At 53.4% G+C, this 1,638-nt stretch carries 3 protein-coding genes and 1 pseudogene; 1 reads left to right on the forward strand and 3 read right to left on the reverse strand.

Going from position 1 to position 1,638, the window contains the following annotated elements:
* Window positions 1–404: helix-turn-helix domain-containing protein (locus tag J9893_RS16060; protein WP_210621929.1), on the reverse strand; the 404-nt coding region annotated here is incomplete at its 3' end.
* A gap of 102 nt (window positions 405–506) precedes the next feature.
* Between J9893_RS16060 and tnpA the strand changes: the two genes are divergently transcribed.
* A complete protein-coding gene (gene tnpA, locus J9893_RS16065; protein WP_210600851.1) occupies window positions 507–866 on the forward strand; it encodes an IS200/IS605 family transposase in 360 nt (119 codons plus the stop codon).
* Window positions 867–923: 57 nt separating this feature from the next.
* Here tnpA and J9893_RS16070 read toward each other — a convergent pair.
* Window positions 924–1,232, reverse strand: a pseudogene (locus J9893_RS16070) (VOC family protein); the annotation flags it as partial.
* A gap of 109 nt (window positions 1,233–1,341) precedes the next feature.
* Window positions 1,342–1,485 (reverse strand): hypothetical protein, encoded by a 144-nt coding sequence (locus J9893_RS16075; RefSeq protein WP_210600852.1) that lies wholly within the window; start codon window positions 1,483–1,485, stop codon window positions 1,342–1,344.
* Between the last annotated feature and the right edge of the window lie 153 nt (window positions 1,486–1,638).

The following is a 1,638-nucleotide window of genomic DNA, read 5'->3' on the forward strand; positions in this document are numbered from 1 at the left end:
GCAGGCAGCTTCACGCGACCCTTTTCAAGGCGGCAATACTTGTCGAAGTTGACGAACCGGATAGCGTCGCGGTTGTCGCTTTTTTTCTTGAATACGGGTGCCTTGGCGGCGAGTTTCTTATCAAAGCAGCGCATCCACGCGCCATGAAAATCCTTGAGCTTCTGCTGGAGGTTGTCGGTATATGCCTCGGCCAGAAAGGCCATTTCTGGGTCTTTCTTCCAACTGGTGAGCATCCTGTTCAGCTCAAAGGCAGAAGGCAGTTTTTCGCCAGCATCCAGAATGCGTTTGGTTTCTGCCAGCCCGTGATTCCAGACATAACGAGCACAACCGCCCAACTGGCGCAGGCGTTGCGCTTGTTGTTCGGTCGGTTCGAGTCGGAATTTGTAGGCTTTCAGAATTTGCATTTAGCGCTCAGTGTGTAGCATCATTGCCATATCTATTAAGCCCGATTGAGTGACAGAATGCAATTCACTAAAATTAATAAATAACGCCATGCGGCCTACGCTTTGCACGTACATTTGGTGTTTATCACCAAGTATCGAAAGCCGATATTGGGGGATCTGTATCACGCTTCCTTCAGTCAGTGTGCGGCAGAGGTTTGCAGAGATTTTGGTGCGGAACTGAAAGAGTGTGACGGAGAGGCTGATCATGTTCACATGCTGATAGAGTACGCGCCAACGGTACAGCTATCGGTACTGGTGAACTCGTTAAAGGCGGTCACATCAAGGCGACTGCGTAATGAATTTCTGGACTTGAGAGGTGCTTACAGCAAACCCGTACTCTGGTCACGCTCTTACTTTGCGGGCTCTTGCGGCGGAGCACCGTTGGAGGTGATCAAGCAATACATTCAAAACCAGCGGGGCTGACGCCCCGGCGAAATTCCCCTCCCACCTACGTCGGAGGGAGTCCCCTTTCGCATTTAAGATGGGACCACAGGCACCGCTTTTCATCACTGGCCCCTCCACGATTTCGACCCCCTGGCTCGCCAGCTGGGCCATCACCTGATCCAGGGGCCAGCTGGTGATGAGGCAGAGATCCCCCGACCCCACCTGCGCCCGGTTGCGCGCCTCCTCCCCCAGCAACTGCAAATTGATCTTCTGGTTGCCAAAACGCAGCGCCCGGCGGCCTGCCCCGAAGGTGATGGGCTCCATCTTGAAGGCGCCGCTGTAAAATGCCACCGCCCGCTCAATGTCGCTGACCGTCAATACCAGATGGTCGATATGGCTTATCATGCTTGCTCCCTGTCATGGTGATTGCCGCACCATCATACCCACCCGCCTCAATAGAAACTGTGGCATGGTGCACAGGGGGCTAACCACTTATTTTGACTAGGGAAATACCTTAACGCACGGCAGCACACGCCTTGTCACGCTGGGCCAGCAGGGTTTCGTCATTACTGCCCATGGCCGCCAGAATGGCCTGATTACAGGCCCGCTCCGCGAGCTTACCCGGGCTCTGCTGGGCATCGGCGATCTCCGCGATCATGGGGCGATCATGTACAGGATCTTTAGCTACAACCAATTGAAATAGATAGAAAAAAGGCTTCGTTTGTGATCTGATTTAATCGCAAAAAAAAACCGACACGCCCGAAGCCATGACTATTATCAATGCAACCCAGTACCTCAAGCAACTTCTTAG

This window comes from Aeromonas sp. MaB10011B (assembly GCF_017939325.1).
Taxonomy (GTDB): Bacteria; Pseudomonadota; Gammaproteobacteria; order Enterobacterales; family Aeromonadaceae; genus Aeromonas; species Aeromonas caviae.